Origin of the sequence: Streptomyces sp. NBC_00080, from assembly GCF_045041255.1 — a bacterium.
Lineage (GTDB): Bacteria > Actinomycetota > Actinomycetes > Streptomycetales > Streptomycetaceae > Streptomyces > Streptomyces coriariae.
The window spans coordinates 2086598-2102150 of record NZ_CP108235.1 but is presented as its reverse complement, the minus strand read 5'-3'; the positions used below and the strand labels follow the sequence as shown (position 1 = coordinate 2102150).

11 protein-coding genes and 1 pseudogene are annotated in these 15553 nt (G+C 72.8%); 8 read left to right on the top strand and 4 right to left on the bottom strand.

Features of this window, described 5'->3' with window-relative positions; genetic code table 11:
- The first annotated feature begins 137 nt into the window (after nucleotides 1-137).
- The 7 genes and pseudogenes from OHU34_RS09315 (at nucleotide 138) to OHU34_RS09285 (ending at nucleotide 7318) form a co-directional block, all read left to right on the top strand.
- Nucleotides 138-2138, top strand: a complete 2001-nt coding sequence (locus tag OHU34_RS09315; RefSeq protein WP_405772208.1) for an SWIM zinc finger family protein — start codon at nucleotides 138-140, stop codon at nucleotides 2136-2138.
- A 359-nt stretch (nucleotides 2139-2497) separates the two neighbouring features.
- Nucleotides 2498-2890, top strand: a pseudogene (locus OHU34_RS09310) (sulfite oxidase); the annotation flags it as partial.
- 223 nt (nucleotides 2891-3113) lie between these two features.
- Entirely contained in the window at nucleotides 3114-4424 is a 1311-nt protein-coding gene (pcaC, locus tag OHU34_RS09305; RefSeq protein ID WP_142266842.1) for a 4-carboxymuconolactone decarboxylase, read from the top strand.
- Between the two features lie 43 nt (nucleotides 4425-4467).
- Nucleotides 4468-5103 (top strand): MBL fold metallo-hydrolase, encoded by a 636-nt coding sequence (locus tag OHU34_RS09300; RefSeq protein WP_405772205.1) that lies wholly within the window; start codon nucleotides 4468-4470, stop codon nucleotides 5101-5103.
- A gap of 39 nt (nucleotides 5104-5142) precedes the next feature.
- A complete protein-coding gene (locus OHU34_RS09295; RefSeq protein WP_142266843.1) occupies nucleotides 5143-5922 on the top strand; it encodes an exodeoxyribonuclease III in 780 nt (259 codons plus the stop codon).
- Between the two features lie 116 nt (nucleotides 5923-6038).
- Nucleotides 6039-6458 carry a DUF6278 family protein gene (locus OHU34_RS09290; RefSeq protein WP_142266844.1) on the top strand — a complete coding sequence of 140 codons (420 nt, stop codon included), beginning with the start codon at nucleotides 6039-6041 and terminating at the stop codon, nucleotides 6456-6458.
- Nucleotides 6459-6574: 116 nt separating this feature from the next.
- Entirely contained in the window at nucleotides 6575-7318 is a 744-nt protein-coding gene (locus tag OHU34_RS09285) for an amino acid ABC transporter ATP-binding protein (protein WP_142266845.1), read from the top strand.
- A 48-nt stretch (nucleotides 7319-7366) separates the two neighbouring features.
- On the opposite strand, the gene OHU34_RS09280 is transcribed toward OHU34_RS09285, so the two are convergent.
- Both OHU34_RS09280 and OHU34_RS09275 read right to left on the bottom strand, forming a co-directional pair.
- On the bottom strand, nucleotides 7367-8899 hold the full coding sequence (locus OHU34_RS09280) for a CocE/NonD family hydrolase (RefSeq protein WP_405772203.1): 1533 nt from the start codon (nucleotides 8897-8899) through the stop codon (nucleotides 7367-7369).
- Nucleotides 8900-9018: 119 nt separating this feature from the next.
- Nucleotides 9019-9765, bottom strand: coding sequence for a hypothetical protein (locus tag OHU34_RS09275; protein WP_142266847.1), 747 nt, complete (start codon nucleotides 9763-9765; stop codon nucleotides 9019-9021).
- A 143-nt stretch (nucleotides 9766-9908) separates the two neighbouring features.
- Between OHU34_RS09275 and ggt the strand changes: the two genes are divergently transcribed.
- Nucleotides 9909-11720, top strand: coding sequence for a gamma-glutamyltransferase (ggt, locus tag OHU34_RS09270; RefSeq protein WP_142266848.1), 1812 nt, complete (start codon nucleotides 9909-9911; stop codon nucleotides 11718-11720).
- A 53-nt stretch (nucleotides 11721-11773) separates the two neighbouring features.
- On the opposite strand, the gene OHU34_RS09265 is transcribed toward ggt, so the two are convergent.
- Both OHU34_RS09265 and map read right to left on the bottom strand, forming a co-directional pair.
- Nucleotides 11774-14329, bottom strand: coding sequence for an ATP-dependent Clp protease ATP-binding subunit (locus tag OHU34_RS09265; RefSeq protein WP_230194262.1), 2556 nt, complete (start codon nucleotides 14327-14329; stop codon nucleotides 11774-11776).
- 433 nt (nucleotides 14330-14762) lie between these two features.
- Nucleotides 14763-15533, bottom strand: coding sequence for a type I methionyl aminopeptidase (gene map, locus OHU34_RS09260; RefSeq protein ID WP_405765789.1), 771 nt, complete (start codon nucleotides 15531-15533; stop codon nucleotides 14763-14765).
- Nucleotides 15534-15553: the final 20 nt, after the last annotated feature.

The window sequence follows — 15553 nt, the reverse complement described above, 5'->3', positions numbered from 1 at the left end:
AATCCGCGCCCGTGGTGGAGCCCGCGCCCGCACTGGAACCTCCGCCCGTGGTGGAATCCGCGTCCGGTGGTGACGCGGCCCGCGCGGCGCTGCGGCGTGCTGTGGAGCCCGCGCCTGCGGTGGAACCTCCGCCCGTGGTGGAATCCGCGTCCGCCGGCGACGCGGCCCGCGCGGCGCTGCGGCGCGCGGCGGAGCTCGCACCCGACACCGAGCCCGCAGCCGCCACCGAGCCCGTGGCCGAGACCGCGGCGGACTCGCCCCCCGGGGAAGCCGCCCCGGCCGCCGACGCCGACCCCGTCGCGCCCCCCACCCCGCCGGCGGAGTCCTCGCCGACAGAGGCCTCATCGGACGATGCCTCACCGGTGGCCGCCGAACCGCGTGCCCCGCAGGCCGGTGCCGGCTCGCGCCCCGGGGACATCGCGCGGGAGGCCTTGCGCGCCGCCCGCGCGGAGGCTGCCCGCCGGAACCCGGCCGAGGCCCGGACCCGGACAGGCCGCAGGACCCCGCGCGGCGACGCGGGCCTCCGCTCCCGCCCGGACGCTCGCCCCACCGAAGCCCGGCGGCACCCCGGCGCACCTGACCAGGTGGCCGACGAACGAGCGCGTGCCGTACGGGAGTTGCTCGCGGGCGCCTTCCGGATGCCGTCGGAGGATTCGGCCGAACCCGAGCCCGAGCCCAAGCCCGACCCCGGGACCGACCCCGGGACCGACCTCGGGACCGAGCCCGACCCCGACCCCGGGACCGAGCCCAAGCCCGAGCCCGGGGTCGCTGTCAGCGACGCCGCGGTGGTCGGCGGAAGTTCACCCGAAGCTGCGGCCTCCGTGATTTCCCTCGGCGGCGCGCCTTTCCTGTCTCCCGAACCGCCCCGCGGCCCCCGCTCCATGGCAGCCCCCGCACGGGACGGCGAGCACCGCCGTACCTTCCCGGCCTTCCCGCCGCGCACCGGCGGGAACTTCGCGGGGACCTGGTGGGGCAACGCCTGGGTCGCCGCACTGGAGGAGGGCGCCCTCGACGCCAAGCGCCTGGCCCGCGGGCGCGGTTACGCCGAGCAGGGGAACGTGGACGCGATCACCGTCACCCCCGGGCTCGTGCTGGCGTACGTGCAGGGCAGCCGCCCCCGCCCCTACCGCGTACAGGTGCGGCTGCGCACCCTCGGCGCCGAGGACTGGGAGCGCTTCCTGGAAGCCGCCGTCGAGCGCCCCGGGCACATCGCCGCGCTGCTCGACAAGGAGATGCCCGAGTCCCTCGCCGAGTGCGGGGTGCCGCTGCTTCCGGGCCCCGGCGACCTCGAGCCGCAGTGCAGTTGCCCCGACCGCGGTCACCCCTGCAAGCACGCCGCCGCCCTCTGCTACCAGACCGCGCGGCTGCTCGACGCCGACCCGTTCGTGCTGCTCCTGCTGCGCGGCCGGGGCGAACGCGAGGTGCTCGACGCGCTGTCCCGCCGCAACGCCACCCGCGCGGCCCGCGCCGCCCAGGAGCAGGAACCGGAACGTCTGCCGGGGGTACGGGCCGCCGAAGCCCTCGCCGAGCGCCGGCTCCCGCCGCTGCCCGCCCCGCTGCCCGTGCCCCCGCACCCCGAGCAGCCCCCGGCCTACCCGTCCGCGCCGAACGGCCCCGACTCCTTCGCGCTGGACCACCTCGCGACCGACGCGGCCGCCCGCGCCCACGCCCTGCTGGTAACCGGCCAGGACGAGATCGGCGAACTCACCCTCTGGCGGGATGCCGTACGGCTCGCCGCGTCCCGACCGGGTTCCGGGCTCACCGTCACCACCCGCTCCCTCTACGCCGCGCTCGCCGCCGCCGTCGGCCGCACCCCCGTCGAACTGGCGCGTGCGGTGGCCGCCTGGCGGCAGGGCGGGCCGGAAGGGCTCACCGTCCTGGAGGAGACCTGGGACCCGCCGGCCGGCCGTTTCGACCGGGCCAGGCCGCTTCTCCTCGCCGCCGACCTCCCGGCCTTCCGCCCACGCCGCAACCACCTCACCCACCCCCGCGGCCATGTCCAACTCCGCTTCGGCCGCGACGGGTTGTGGTACGCCTACGAATCCGAACCGGGCCAGGAGGACTGGTGGCCGCGCGGCACCCCCGACCCGGACCCGGTGGGCGCGCTGACCGGCCTGGGCGGCTCGGACGAGCTCTGAGGCGCCCAGGCCGATCGGCGCGCAGGGCGCCCGGCGGAGCCGGTCACGGGCCGCCGGTGTCCGCGCCCCCGCGGCCGCCCAACTCGCCCGAACCGCTCCCCACTTCTCCGCACGCCTCCTACGATGGCGCCCGTGACTCTCGACGACCACCGCCCCGCTCCGCGGTACCGCGCGTTGCTCTCGCGCGGCTGTTGTTGATCCTCACCTCACCCCTCTGCACCCTCCTGCCGTGGACGCGCCGCGCCTTCTGACGCCCTGATCGCGTCCCGGTCCAGGCACCCCGCCCCCGGAAAGGCCGGCCCGTGCCCACGTCTCCCACACCCGAATCCGCCTACGACCGCCGCAGACTGCACCAGTGGCTGTTCGGCAGCGCCCACCCCGACGGCGGCAGCGCCCCGCTGACCCGGCAGACCGTCAAGAGCGCCTGGGAGCTGCCCTGGGACGCGAGCCTCGGGGCGGGTGCCGTGCACCGTCTGACCGGACGCTCCTGGTCCGGCGCCGGCGCGGTCGTACGCGTCGACGTCAGCACCGACGGAGGGGCCCGCCGGCGACGCGCCAGGCTGCACGACGCCCCGCGCCGCGCGGGCCGGGTCCGCTGGTCCACCGACCGGCGCCCGTCGGCGCCCCGCGCGTACACCCTGCTGGCCCGGGCCACCGAGAGCACCGGCCGCACCCAGCCCGACACGACCGTCCCGAACACCCAGGGCTATCTGTTCGACGCCGTGGTCCGGCACCCCGTCCGGGCGGTGTGAGGGGAACGCGCGTACGTCGGAAAAGCGTCGGCCCGGGGCTCGGCACGGGTTTCGCGGAGTCCGTCTGTACGATGCACGCGCATCGGGTCTCACGGACCGCCCGGCGCGGGCAGGTGAAGCCCGGTGCAGAGGATCTTCGCGGGGCTGCCACAACCTGGGACGGCTTGCACGGGGTTCCGACCCAAGCGCGTGAGAAATTGTGAGATGTGGGAGCGTGAACCGGGTGAGCGAGAGTACGACCAACACCCTGCAATACCGCTTCGACGGGCCGGAGGACGCCCCTGTCCTGATCCTGGGCCCCTCACTGGGCACGACTTGGCACATGTGGGACCGTCAGGTTCCCGAGCTGGCCCAGCAGTGGCGGATCTTCCGCTACGACCTGCCCGGCCACGGCGGCGCCCCGGCCTACCCGGTCGGTTCGGTCTCCGACCTGGCCGGGCGGCTGCTCGCCACCCTCGACGCTCTCGGCGTGCAGCGATTCGGCTACGCGGGCTGCGCGTTCGGCGGCGCGGTCGGCGTGGAGCTGGCGCTGCGGCACCCGGAGCGGGTCGCCTCCCTCGCGCTGATCGCGGCCTCGCCGCGGTTCGGCACGGCCGACGAGTTCCGGCAGCGGGGCGTGATAGTCCGCACCAACGGTCTCGACCCCATCGCCCGCAGTTCGCCCGACCGCTGGTTCACCAGTGGCTTCGCGGCCGCGCAGCCCGCGATCACCGAGTGGGCCGTGCAGATGGTGCGCACCACCGACCCCGGCTGCTACATAGCGGCCTGCGAGGCGCTCGCCGCCTTCGACGTGCGGGCCGAGATCGGTCTCGTGGGTGTGCCGACCCTGGTCCTCGTCGGCTCGGACGACCAGGTCACCGGCCCCGCCGAGGCGCGCACCCTGGTGGCCGGCATCCCGGACGCCCGGCTGGCCGTCGTACCGGGCGCCTCGCACCTGGTCCCGGTGGAGCAGCCCGCGGCCGTGACCGACCTGCTGGTCCGCCACTTCTCCACCGCCTGGCAGCCCGCCTACGACTCCGGCACCGGGCAGACGGCCGTGCCGGGCATCCCCGTCAGGGCGGTCCTGACCGTGCCCCAGCAGCCTCCGCAGCCGGTGGCCATCGCGGAGATCGCGCCCGCCCCGGTCCTCGAACCGGTGCAGGCCATGGGCCGCCCCGATCCGTACGACGCCGGTCTGAAGGTGCGCCGGGAGGTCCTCGGGGACGCCCATGTCGACCGCGCGCTGTCGCAGGCCGACGACTTCTCCGGGGAGTTCCAGGAGTTCATCACCCGCTATGCCTGGGGCGAGATCTGGGACCGGCCCGGCCTCGACCGGCGCTCCCGCTCCTGCGTCACGCTCACCGCGCTGGTCGCGGGCGGCCACCTGGAGGAGCTCGCCTTCCACATCCGTGCCGCGCTGCGCAACGGCCTCACCCCGGACGAGATCAAGGAGGTGCTGCTGCAGGCGGCCGTCTACTGCGGCGTACCCGCGGCGAACAGCGCGTTCAAGGTGGCACAGCAGGTCATCCGGGAGGAGACCACCCCCACCGAGTGAGCCCCGCACCGGACACGGGGGCAGGATGGATCTCATGACGGCTCTGAAACTCACCAAGAAGTCGCACGCGTGTGTGCGCCTGGAGAAGGACGGGCGCACGCTCGTCCTCGACCCGGGCGGATTCAGCGAGGCGGACGCCGCGGTCGGGGCGGACGCGATCCTGGTCACCCACGAGCACCCCGACCACTTCGACGAGAAGCGGCTGCGGGCGGCCCTGGAGGCCGACCCGGCCGTCGTGATCTGGACCCTGAGGTCCGTCGCGGAGAAGCTCTCCGCAGCGTTCCCCGGCCGGGTGCACACGGTCGGCCACGGCGACACGTTCACCGCCGCGGGTTTCGACGTCCAGGTCCACGGCGAGCTGCACGCCGTCATCCATCCCGACCTCCCGCGCGTCACCAACGTCGGCTTCCTGGTCGACGAGGGCCGCGTCTTCCACCCCGGAGACGCGCTCACCGTCCCCGGACACCCGGTGGAAACCCTGCTGGCCCCGGTCCAGGCCCCCTGGAACAAGATCTCCGAGGTCATCGAGTACGTCCGCGAGGTCCGGCCGCAGCGCGTCTACGACATCCACGACGCCCTCCTCACCGACCTCGCCCGCCCGATCTACGACACGCACCTGGGCAACCTGGGCGGCGCCGACCACCGCCGGCTGGCGCCCGGGGCCTCCGCGCAGGTCTGAGCGAGGGCGTTGTCGGACCCTCCGGGTAGGTTGTGAGGCATGCGTATCGCGACCTGGAACGTGAACTCGATCACCGCCCGCCTGCCGAGGCTGCTGGCCTGGCTGGAGAGCAGCGGCACCGACGTGCTGTGCCTGCAGGAGGCCAAGGTCGCCGAGGCGCAGTTCCCGCTCGACCAGCTGCGCGAACTGGGCTACGAGGCGGCGGTGCACGCCACGGGCCGGTGGAACGGCGTGGCGGTGATCTCCCGCGTCGGCCTGGCGGACGTGGTCAAGGGCCTGCCCGGCGACCCGGGCTACGACGGGGCGCCGGAGCCCCGCGCCATCGCGGCGACCTGCGGCCCGGTCCGCGTCTGGTCGGTGTACGTGCCGAACGGCCGCGAGGTGGACCACCCGCACTACGCCTACAAGCTCCAGTGGTTCGAGGCCCTCAAGGCCGCCGTCGCGGGCGACGCGGCGGGCAGCCGCCCCTTCGCGGTGATGGGCGACTACAACGTGGCGCCGACCGACGACGACGTGTACGACGTGGCCGCCTTCGAGGGCCTCACCCATGTCACCCCGGCCGAGCGCGCCGCCCTGGCGTCGCTGCGCGAGGCCGGCCTGTCGGACGTCGTCCCGCGCCCCCTGAAGTACGACCACCCCTTCACGTACTGGGACTACCGCCAGCTGGCGTTCCCCAAGAACCGCGGCATGCGCATCGATCTGGTGTACGGCAACGAGCCGTTCGCCAAGGCCGTCAAGGACTCCTACGTCGACCGCGAGGAACGCAAGGGCAAGGGCGCCTCGGACCACGCTCCGGTCGTCGTCGACCTCGAGGTGTAGCGGGAGCCGGTACCCGTCCGTCTACGCGCGATGCCCTTCCGGACCGCGGCCCCGGCCCTCGGCATGTGCCAGCGCGCCTGTGGTGCGCACGCCGGTGTGAATGTCACGCTGGGCTTATGAACATCCCTTTCCTGGGCAACAGGAGCAAGAAGTACCGTGCGACGGTGCTCGCCGAGGACCCCGAGGGGATCGCGGAACTCCTCTCCGAATGCGAGCTGTTGCGTTCCCAGGCGGCCCGGCAGGGGATCCGACTCGACGACACGGCCGCCTCGTTGGAGGCACTGGACCAGCTTCCGCCGCGCTGGCGCGAGGACGAGGAGACCCTGCCCTGGTTCGGTCACGACGCCGGGCTCTACCTGGGCACGGTCGTCGTGCGTACGGTGCCCGGTTCCGTCTGGGTGATCTGGCCCGGCGGGGAACCCGTCGTCCGGCTGGCGTCCGGCCGGGAGGTCGACGTGGTCACCGCAGGGCGCGAGTGGGCCGCGACCGGGACCCCCGAACTGTCCCAGCTGTACGCCGAGGTGGCCGAGAACTGAAGTACGAGCGCGTAAATACGGCTAATGACAGAAAAGTGCGTGTCGTGCCTCAACTCCAGTCTTCGGTGGATAGTTTGCGGCAACCACGACACAGCTGAAAGTGAGTAGGGCTGCGCATGGCCGTCGATCCGTTGATCGAGCTGCGTGACGTCAACAAGTACTTCGGGGAACTGCATGTCCTCCAGGACATCAACCTCACCGTCGGCAGGGGGGAGGTGGTCGTGGTGATCGGCCCTTCGGGGTCGGGGAAGTCGACACTGTGCCGCGCGATCAACCGGCTGGAGCCCATCCACTCCGGTTCGATCACGCTCGACGGGCAGCCGCTGCCCGAGGAGGGCAAGGCGCTGGCGGGACTGCGTTCCGAGGTCGGCATGGTCTTCCAGTCCTTCAACCTGTTCGCCCACAAGACGGTCCTGCAGAACATCTCGCTGGGCCAGGTGAAGGTACGCAAGCGCAAGAAGGACGAGGCCGACCGGCGCTCGCGTGAACTGCTCGACCGGGTGGGCCTCGCCGACCAGGCCGACAAGTTCCCCGCCCAGCTCTCCGGAGGCCAGCAGCAGCGCGTGGCCATCGCCCGCGCCCTCGCCATGGACCCCAAGGCGCTCCTGTTCGACGAGCCCACCTCCGCCCTCGACCCCGAGATGATCAACGAGGTCCTGGAGGTCATGCAGCAGCTCGCCCAGGAGGGCATGACCATGGTCGTGGTCACCCACGAGATGGGCTTCGCCCGCTCGGCCGCCAACCGTGTGATCTTCATGGCCGACGGCCGAATCGTCGAGGACCGCACCCCCGAGGAGTTCTTCACCGCCCCGCGCAGCGACCGCGCCAAGGACTTCCTGTCCAAGATCCTCAAGCACTGAGCGACGGCGCCAGCCGCAGAGCCCACCCGCCCCGGCGGCGGCCGGAGATCACTGCCCGCGCAGCGGAACCGACACGTACGACGGGTCGTTCGCCGGCGAGGAGAAGGTCAGCCGCGCGCCGGACGGGTTGTGCTCGATGTAGAGCGGGTCGACCGTGTCGACCACCAGGGCGAGCCGGTGCCCCGCCGGGACGTCGTAGGCCGTGGAGAACAGGTCCAGGTCGAGACCGAACGGCTTGCCCGGCGTGTGCCCGTGGAAGGTGTACGGCGCGTTGGCGACCAGTCTGCCGAGGCCGATCGGCCCCACGTCGTAGAGGTAGGCGACGAGGGTGCCGCTCTCCTGGGTCGGGGTGACGGTGGTGTGCACCTGCGCGGTGCCGCGCACCTGCTGGGCGGTGGCGTACTTCCCGGACTGCCACACGGCGGCCCAGCGCCGGGGGAGCAGGGGGATCGCGGCCACCGGGGGCAGCTTCGCCACCTGGTCGAGGATGCTGGACAGGAAGACGATCCCACCGTCGGCGCCCGAGTCCACGTTGGTGTGGATCGTGGTGGAGCCGGCGAGGGCGATCTTGTTCCGGGTCGCGTTCACCGACTTCCAGTCCGGATATCCCTCGTAACCGCTTGTGGAACGGGACTTGAGCCGGACGGGCTGCTCGCGGTCGATGCCGTTGTCCTCGCCCTTGAGGTAGTGGTCGAACCAGCGCCCGGTGTCGGTCCACACGTCGTTGGGCAGCCCGAACAGACCGGTGAGCTCGGCGGTCGCGTGGTCGCCGGGCCGGAACTCCAGCCGCTTGGGGCCGGTCAGCCGCTCGTAGAAGGCGGCGGACTGGTTGGGCGGGAAGATCGTGTCGCCCCAGGCGCCGGCCATCATGATCGCCGTGCCGTTCTTGTTGAGCTGGTCCAGGTAGGTAGCGGGGGAACGTTTCTGCCCCCAGGCGACGATGTCCTTCTCCTTCGACAGGTCGGAGGAGTAGAAGGCCGAGAAGACCTCCTGGGACTCGGCGCTGCGGCGACCGGCGACCGTGCCCACGGTGTCGAGCACGGCGGCGCCCTGGACGTGCTGGGTGCGGCCGGAGTAGATCGAGTCGATCAGGTCGCCCCAGCCGCTGAGCGAGGCGACGGCCTTGACGCGCGGGTCGTGGGCGGCGGCCAGCAGGCTGATCCCGGCGCCGTACGAGACGCCCGCCATGCCGACGTGTCCCGGGTCGCTCGGGGTGTTCGCTAGGGCCCAGTCGACGACCTTGGCGGCGTCGGCGACATCGTGCGGCCCGGCCACGTCGATCTCGCCGCCGGACTGCCAGAAGCCGCGCACGTTGTAACTGAGCACGACATAACCGGAGTCGGCGAGCCGCTGTGCCTGGGCGAGGTACTCGACCTGCGGGAAGCCCCAGCTCGTCGGCAGCACGATCAGCGGGTGGCGGCGGCTGCCGTCGCCACCGGCGGGGGTGACCACGTTGGCCTTGAGGACCGTACCGCCGTCCCCGGCGATGTCGACGTACCGGACCCCGCCGACGCCGGCCTGCGCGGCGGGCGCCAGGCCCAGTACGCCGCCGGCGACCAGGGTCGCGGAGACGGCGCCCATGGCGGTCGTGCGAAGGGCCGTGCGGTGCGGTCGTCCCACGGGTCACTCCTCTTGCCTGCTCCGTCGCAAAGTGACCCGACGGTAACCGCTGTGTCCCGCCGGAGGTAACCGTCAGTAAGTTACGTCGCAGTAACAATTGTCGTGTCCGGCAGGGGTGCCTGCGCCGCCCGGGTCACGTCCGCCACCAGTTCGACCACATCGGGGCCGTACACCTGGGAGTTGATGACCTTCAGGAGCAGTACGAAGGAGTCGTACCCGTGTTTGCGGGCCAGCCGTTCGTGGTTGCGGACCAGGTAGCGGGTGGCGGCCTGGTTGTTGATCGCGCGCTGGCCGCAGAACAGGAACACCGGCCGCGCCTCGCGCCGTCGGCCGGCGGTGAGCCGGGCCAGCAGGACGTACTCGGTGACGCCCGGTTCCATGCGGTGGTGCTCGCTGCCTATCTGGAACGCCAGCCGGTCCGGGCCCGGTTCGCGGTCGGTGTTGATGCGCACCCCGGGCAGCATGGCCTGGATGTGGGCCGCCATCCGCCGGTTCGATCCCGGGCCGCCGACACAGAACTCCGTCCGCTCTCCGAAACCCTGCCGGGCCGCGTCCTGGGTGACCACCTCGGCGCCCGCGCCGCAGTCCTTGATGAGCGCGGCGAGTTCCAGGAGGGCGAACACGTCGTGGCGGTGCACCGCGAGGTCGGGGCTGCCCGCGTCGCGGTTGACGACCAGCAGGCACTCCGAGTTCTCGGGCAGCCCGAAGAAGGCCTGCTTGCGCCGGAGTCTGCGCTTCCACAGGTAGGTGCGGGTCAACCAGCCGAGCGCGGCACTGAGGCCGGCCGCGACCACGCCCAGGACGATGTTGCGCACGTCGTCGTTCATGGGCGCGCATGCTAGCGGGCGAGCACGGCCGGGGCGTACCCGTGTTCGAGGTGTGGCGTTCGTATGACAGTGCCCGGAAGGAGGCTGTCAGGGCCCCGTGAATGTGGTTACGCTGCGCGGACGGTCCTGGACTGGAGGTACGGATGCGTCGCCCTGTCGCGCGGAAACTGTCGGTCCTGGCGGTCTCGGCCGCCGTGGTCACGGTGGGTGCCGCGGCGCCACCCGCCGCTGAGAGAGCCACTGTTGCGAAGGTCCCGGTCGCCGTCGGCTACGGCGGTGCGGTCGCCAGCGTCGACGCGGACGCCTCCGCGGCCGGCATCGAGGTGCTGCGCAAGGGGGGCAACGCCGTCGACGCGGCCGTCGCCACCGCCGCCGCTCTCGGCGTCACCGAGCCCTACTCCTCCGGTATCGGCGGAGGCGGCTACTTCGTCTACTACGACGCCGATTCCCGTGCCGTGCACACCATCGACGGCCGTGAGACCGCGCCGCTGACCGCGGACTCCGGTCTCTTCCTGGAGAACGGCAAGCCGCTCGCCTTCGCGGACGCCGTCAGCAGCGGCCTGGGCGTCGGCACGCCGGGAACCCCCGCCACCTGGGCGACGGCGCTGAGGGAGTGGGGCAGCGAGAAACTCGGCACGGTCCTGAAGCCCGCCCAGCGCATCGCCCGCGAGGGCTTCACCGTCGACGACACCTTCCGCAGCCAGACCGCCGCCAACGAGACCCGCTTCCGCTACTTCCCCGACACGGCGAAGCTGTTCCTGCCCGGCGGTCAACTCCCGGTCGTGGGCTCGACGTTCAAGAACCCCGACCTCGCCCGCACCTACGAGGAGCTGGCTCGCAAGGGCGTCGGCGCGATCTACCGCGGCGACCTCGGCGAGGACATCGTCTCCACGGTGAACAAGCCGCCCGTGGACCCCGGTTCGGGCTGGAACGCCCGGCCGGGCGACCTGTCCGCCAAGGACCTCGCGGCCTACCGGGCCAAGCTCCAGGCGCCCACGAAGACCTCGTACCGCGGTCTGGGCGTCTACTCCATCGCCCCCTCGTCCTCGGGCGGCACGACGGTCGGCGAGGCCCTCAACATCCTGGAGAACACCGACCTCTCGAAGGCGAGCGAGGTCCAGTACCTGCACCACTACCTCGAAGCCAGCCGGATCTCGTTCGCCGACCGCGGCCGCTGGGTCGGCGACCCCGCCTTCGAGGACGTCCCCACCAGGCAGCTGCTGTCGCAGAGGTACGCCGACTCACGCGCCTGCCTCATCAAGGACGACGCGGTCCTCACCAGCCCGGTGGCGCCCGGCGACCCGCGTCACCCGGCCGCCTGCGGCACGGGCGGCACGGCGGCGCCGACGACGTACGAGGGCGAGAACACCACGCACCTCACCGTCGCCGACAAGTGGGGCAACGTGGTCTCCTACACGCTCACCATCGAGCAGACCGGCGGCAGCGGCATCACGGTGCCCGGCCGCGGCTTCCTCCTCAACAACGAGCTGACGGACTTCTCCTTCGCCCCCGCCGCCCCGGCCGTCCACGACCCGAACCTGCCAGGACCGGGCAAGCGGCCGCGCTCGTCGATCTCGCCGACGATCGTGCTCGACCGCCACAACAAGCCGGTGGTGGCGCTGGGTTCGCCCGGTGGCGCGACCATCATCACCACCGTGCTGCAGACCCTGACCGAGTTCGTCGACCGCGGGCTGCCGCTCGTCGACGCGATCGCCGCCCCGCGCGCCAGCCAACGCAACGCCGCCCAGACGGAGTTGGAGCCCGCGCTCTACGACGACACCAGCCCCGACGGGCTGCGGGCCCGGCTGGAGGCCATCGGGCACTCCTTCAAGCTCAACCCGGAGATCGGCGCGGCCACCGCCGTGCAGCGGCTGCCGAACGGCAAGTGGCTGGCCGCCGCCGAGAAGGTACGACGCGGCGGCGGCTCGGCGCAGGTGGTGCGTCCGGCGCCCTAAGGACCCACCCGGAGCGGACGGATCGGGCGTCCGACCTCGTCGAGCGTCGGGCGTCAGAGCTCGGGGGCGGGTGGCTCGCCGGTCCGCGTACGGAACGCGAGCCGCCCGTCCTCGACCTCCACCGTCACCCGGTCGCCCTCCTCGACCCGCCCGTCGAGGAGCAGCCGGGACAGCTGGTTGTCGACCTCGCGCTGGATCGTGCGGCGCAGCGGGCGGGCGCCGTACTCGGGCTGGTAGCCGCGCTCGGCGAGCCAGTCGACGGCCGCGTCGGTGAACTCGGCCGTGATGCCCCGGGCCTGCACCAGCTGCCGCGTCCGCTGCAGCAACAGGTCGGTGATCCGCCGCAGTTGCTCACCCGTGAGCTGCCGGAACACGACGATCTCGTCGATCCGGTTGAGGAACTCCGGCCGGAAGTGCTCGCGCAGCGGTCGCAGGATCTGTTCGCGCCGCGCCTCCTCGTCGGCGTCCGCGCCACCCGATCCGAAGCCGATGCCGGCGCCGCGCCGGGTGATCGCCTCCGAACCCAGGTTGCTGGTCATCACGATGACCGTGTTGGTGAAGTCGACCGTGCGCCCCTGGGAGTCGGTGAGCCGGCCGTCGTCGAGGACCTGGAGCAGGACGTTGAAGACGTCCGGGTGCGCCTTCTCCACCTCGTCGAGCAGGAGCAGGGAGTAGGGGTGGCGGCGGACGGTCTCCGTCAGCTGCCCGGCCTCCTCGTGGCCGACGTACCCGGGCGGAGCGCCGACGAGACGGCTCACGGTGTGCCGCTCCTGGTACTCGCTCATGTCGAGCCGCACCATCCGCTCCTCGCTGCCGAACAGCGACTCGGCGAGCGCGCGGGCCAGTTCGGTCTTGCCGACGCCGGTCGGGCCGAGGAACAGGAAGCTGCCGATCGGCCGGTCCGGGCTGGAGAGCCCGGCGCGTGAGCGCAGCACCGCGTCCGCGACGACCCGTACGGCCTCCTCCTGGCCCACGACCCGCTCGTGCAGGTGCTCCTCCAGGGCGAGCAGGCGGTCCTTCTCCTCCTGGGTGAGGCTCGCGACCGGGATGCCGGTCTGCCGGGACACCACCTCGGCGATCGCCTCCGCGGTGACCTCCAGGTGCCTGCCCTCGTCGGAGGTGACCTCACCTGTCGCGTCCGCGATGCGCTGCTTCAGCTCGACGATGCGGTCGCGCAGCCGGGTGGCCTGCTCGTACTGTTCGTCCGCGACCGCCTGGTCCTTGTCGCGGGTCAGTTCCTCGGCCTCGCGCTCCATCGCCCGTACGTCCGTGCCCTTGGTGCGGGCACCGAGCCGTACCCGGGCGCCGGCCTGGTCGATCAGGTCGATCGCCTTGTCGGGCAGGCGGCGGTCGGTGAGGTAGCGGTCGGACAGCTCCACGGCCGCGACGAGCGCCTCGTCGGTGTAACGGACCTGGTGGTGGGCCTCGTAGCGGTCGCGCAGCCCGCGCAGGATCTCCAGCGCGTCCGCGACGGACGGCTCCGGGACGAGGATCGGCTGGAAACGGCGGGCGAGCGCCGCGTCCTTCTCGATCCGCCGGTACTCCTCCAGCGTCGTCGCGCCCACGATGTGCAGCTCGCCGCGGGCCAGGGCCGGCTTGAGGATGTTGCCGGCGTCCATCGACCCGCCGCCCTCGCCACCACCGCCCGCGCCGACGACGGTGTGCAGCTCGTCGATGAAGACGATCAGCTCGTCGGAGTGGGCGCGGATCTCGTCGACGATGGTGGTCAGCCGCTCCTCGAAGTCGCCGCGGTAGCGGGTGCCCGCGACCACGGCCGTCAGGTCCAGGGCGACCACGCGCCGCGCGACGAGGACGTCCGGCACGTCCCCGTCCGTGATCCGCTGGGCCAGTCCCTCCACGATGGCGGTCTTGCCGACGCCGGCGTCGCCGACCAGTACCGGGTTGTTCTTGCCGCGCCGGGAGAGCACCTCGATGGTCTGCTCGATCTCGTCGTCGCGGCCGATCACCGGGTCGATCCGGCCCTGACGGGCCAGCTCGGTGAGATCGGTGCCGTATTTGTCCAGGGTGGGGGTGCCGGTGGGCCGCTGCCGGTCGCCGGGGCGGGGCGTCTGCGCGGTGTCCGGGGGCTCGCTCGGCAGGCCCGCGGCGGCGAAGCGGGCCGCGTTGAGGATGTGCCCGGCCGCGGAGTCCGGGTTCGAGGCGAGGGCGCTCAGCACGTGCTCCGGGCCGATGTAACCGTCCCCACGCGAGCGGGCCAGGTCGTGCGCGTCCAGCAGGGCGCGTTTGGCGGCCGGGGTCAGCGACAGCGACGTGGGCGGTGGCACCTCCCCCGGCGGGTGCTGGACCGGGCCCGAGCGCTCGTCGATCTCCGACGCGAGGGACTCGGGGTCGGCGCCGGCCCGGCTGAGCAGAGTGCGGGTCGGCTCCGCGCCGAGAGCCGCGCGCAGGAGATGCTCGGTGTCCAGGTCGCGGCTGCCGTGCTCGGCCGCGTACTGGGCCGCGCCGCGTACGAGCTCCCGCGCGGGCCGGCTGAGGAGCTGGCCGATGTTGATCTGCCGGGGGCCTGGGCGGGGTCCGCCGAAGAAGCGGGCCAGGAACTCGCCGAAGGGGTCGCCGTACCCCTCCGGGCTGGAGAAGCCGCTGGTCATGGCGTTCCGTTCGATCGACTTGCGCTGCCGGTGCGGACGGGTGCGCTGTCCGTCCCGGGCTACACCACGATGGCACGATCCGCAGGACGCGGCATGTCCTGGGACCGCCCGCCGCACGGCGGCCGCCCCGTCGTCGTGGGCGGTCGCGCCCACGGGGCGCAGCGGCAGATCGGGACGGCACCGCGCCTGCCGGCGGCGGGCGCGGGTGGTGCGCGTGCGGTCGCCCATGGGGCGGAGCCGCGGATTGTCACGGCCCCGCCCCGGCCGGCGGAACCGGCCGCGGTCCTTGTGGGTGGATGCGTCCACGGGGCGCAGCGGCAGATCGGTTGGCCCTGTGCCTGCCGGGGCAGGGGCCGTGGGCCGACCGGGGGCAGTGGTGCCCACGGGGGCGGGCCGCCGGCCGATACGGTCCGCGCCCGTCGGTGGAACGGTCCTACCGGCGCTCGGTGAGGACCCTCGGTCCGCTTTCCGTGATCGCCACCGTGTGTTCCGCGTGGGCCGCCCGGGAACCGTCGTTCGTGCACAGGGTCCAGCCGTCCGGCGCCTCGTGGTAGCCGTCCTTGCCGCTCGCGATCAGCATCGGTTCGATCGCGATGGCCATGCCGTGGCGCAGGGGGTAACCCCGGCCCGGGCGGCCCTCGTTGGGGACCGCGGGGTCCTCGTGCATGTGGCGCCCGATGCCGTGGCCTCCGAAGCCCTCCGGGATGCCGTAGCCCGCCGTCCGGCACACCGTGCCGATCGCGTGCGCGATGTCGCCGATGCGGTTGCCGACGACCGCCGCCTCGATGCCGGCCGCGAGGGCCCGCTCGGCGGTCTCGATCAGCCGGACGTCCGCCGGGCGCGGCGTGCCCACGGTGAAGCTGATCGCGGAGTCGCCGGCCCAGCCGTTCAGCGCGGCGCCGAAGTCCGCCGAGAGGAGGTCGCCGTCGCGCAGCCGGTAGCCGGTGGGGATCCCGTGCACGATCGCGTCGTTCACGGACGCGCAGAGCACCGCGGGGAAGGGCGTCGCGGCGAAGGACGGGCGGTAGCCGAGGAAGGGGGACGTCGCCCCCGCCTCCCGCAGCACGTCGTGTGCCAGTTCGTCCAGTTCCAGCAGGGATACGCCCACGTCGGCGGCTTCGCGCACGGCCGTCAGTGCTCGTGCGACGACCTGTCCCGCCTCGTACATGGCCTCGATCGATGTGTCTGTCTTGAGCTCCACCATGCCAATTACTATACCGGTAT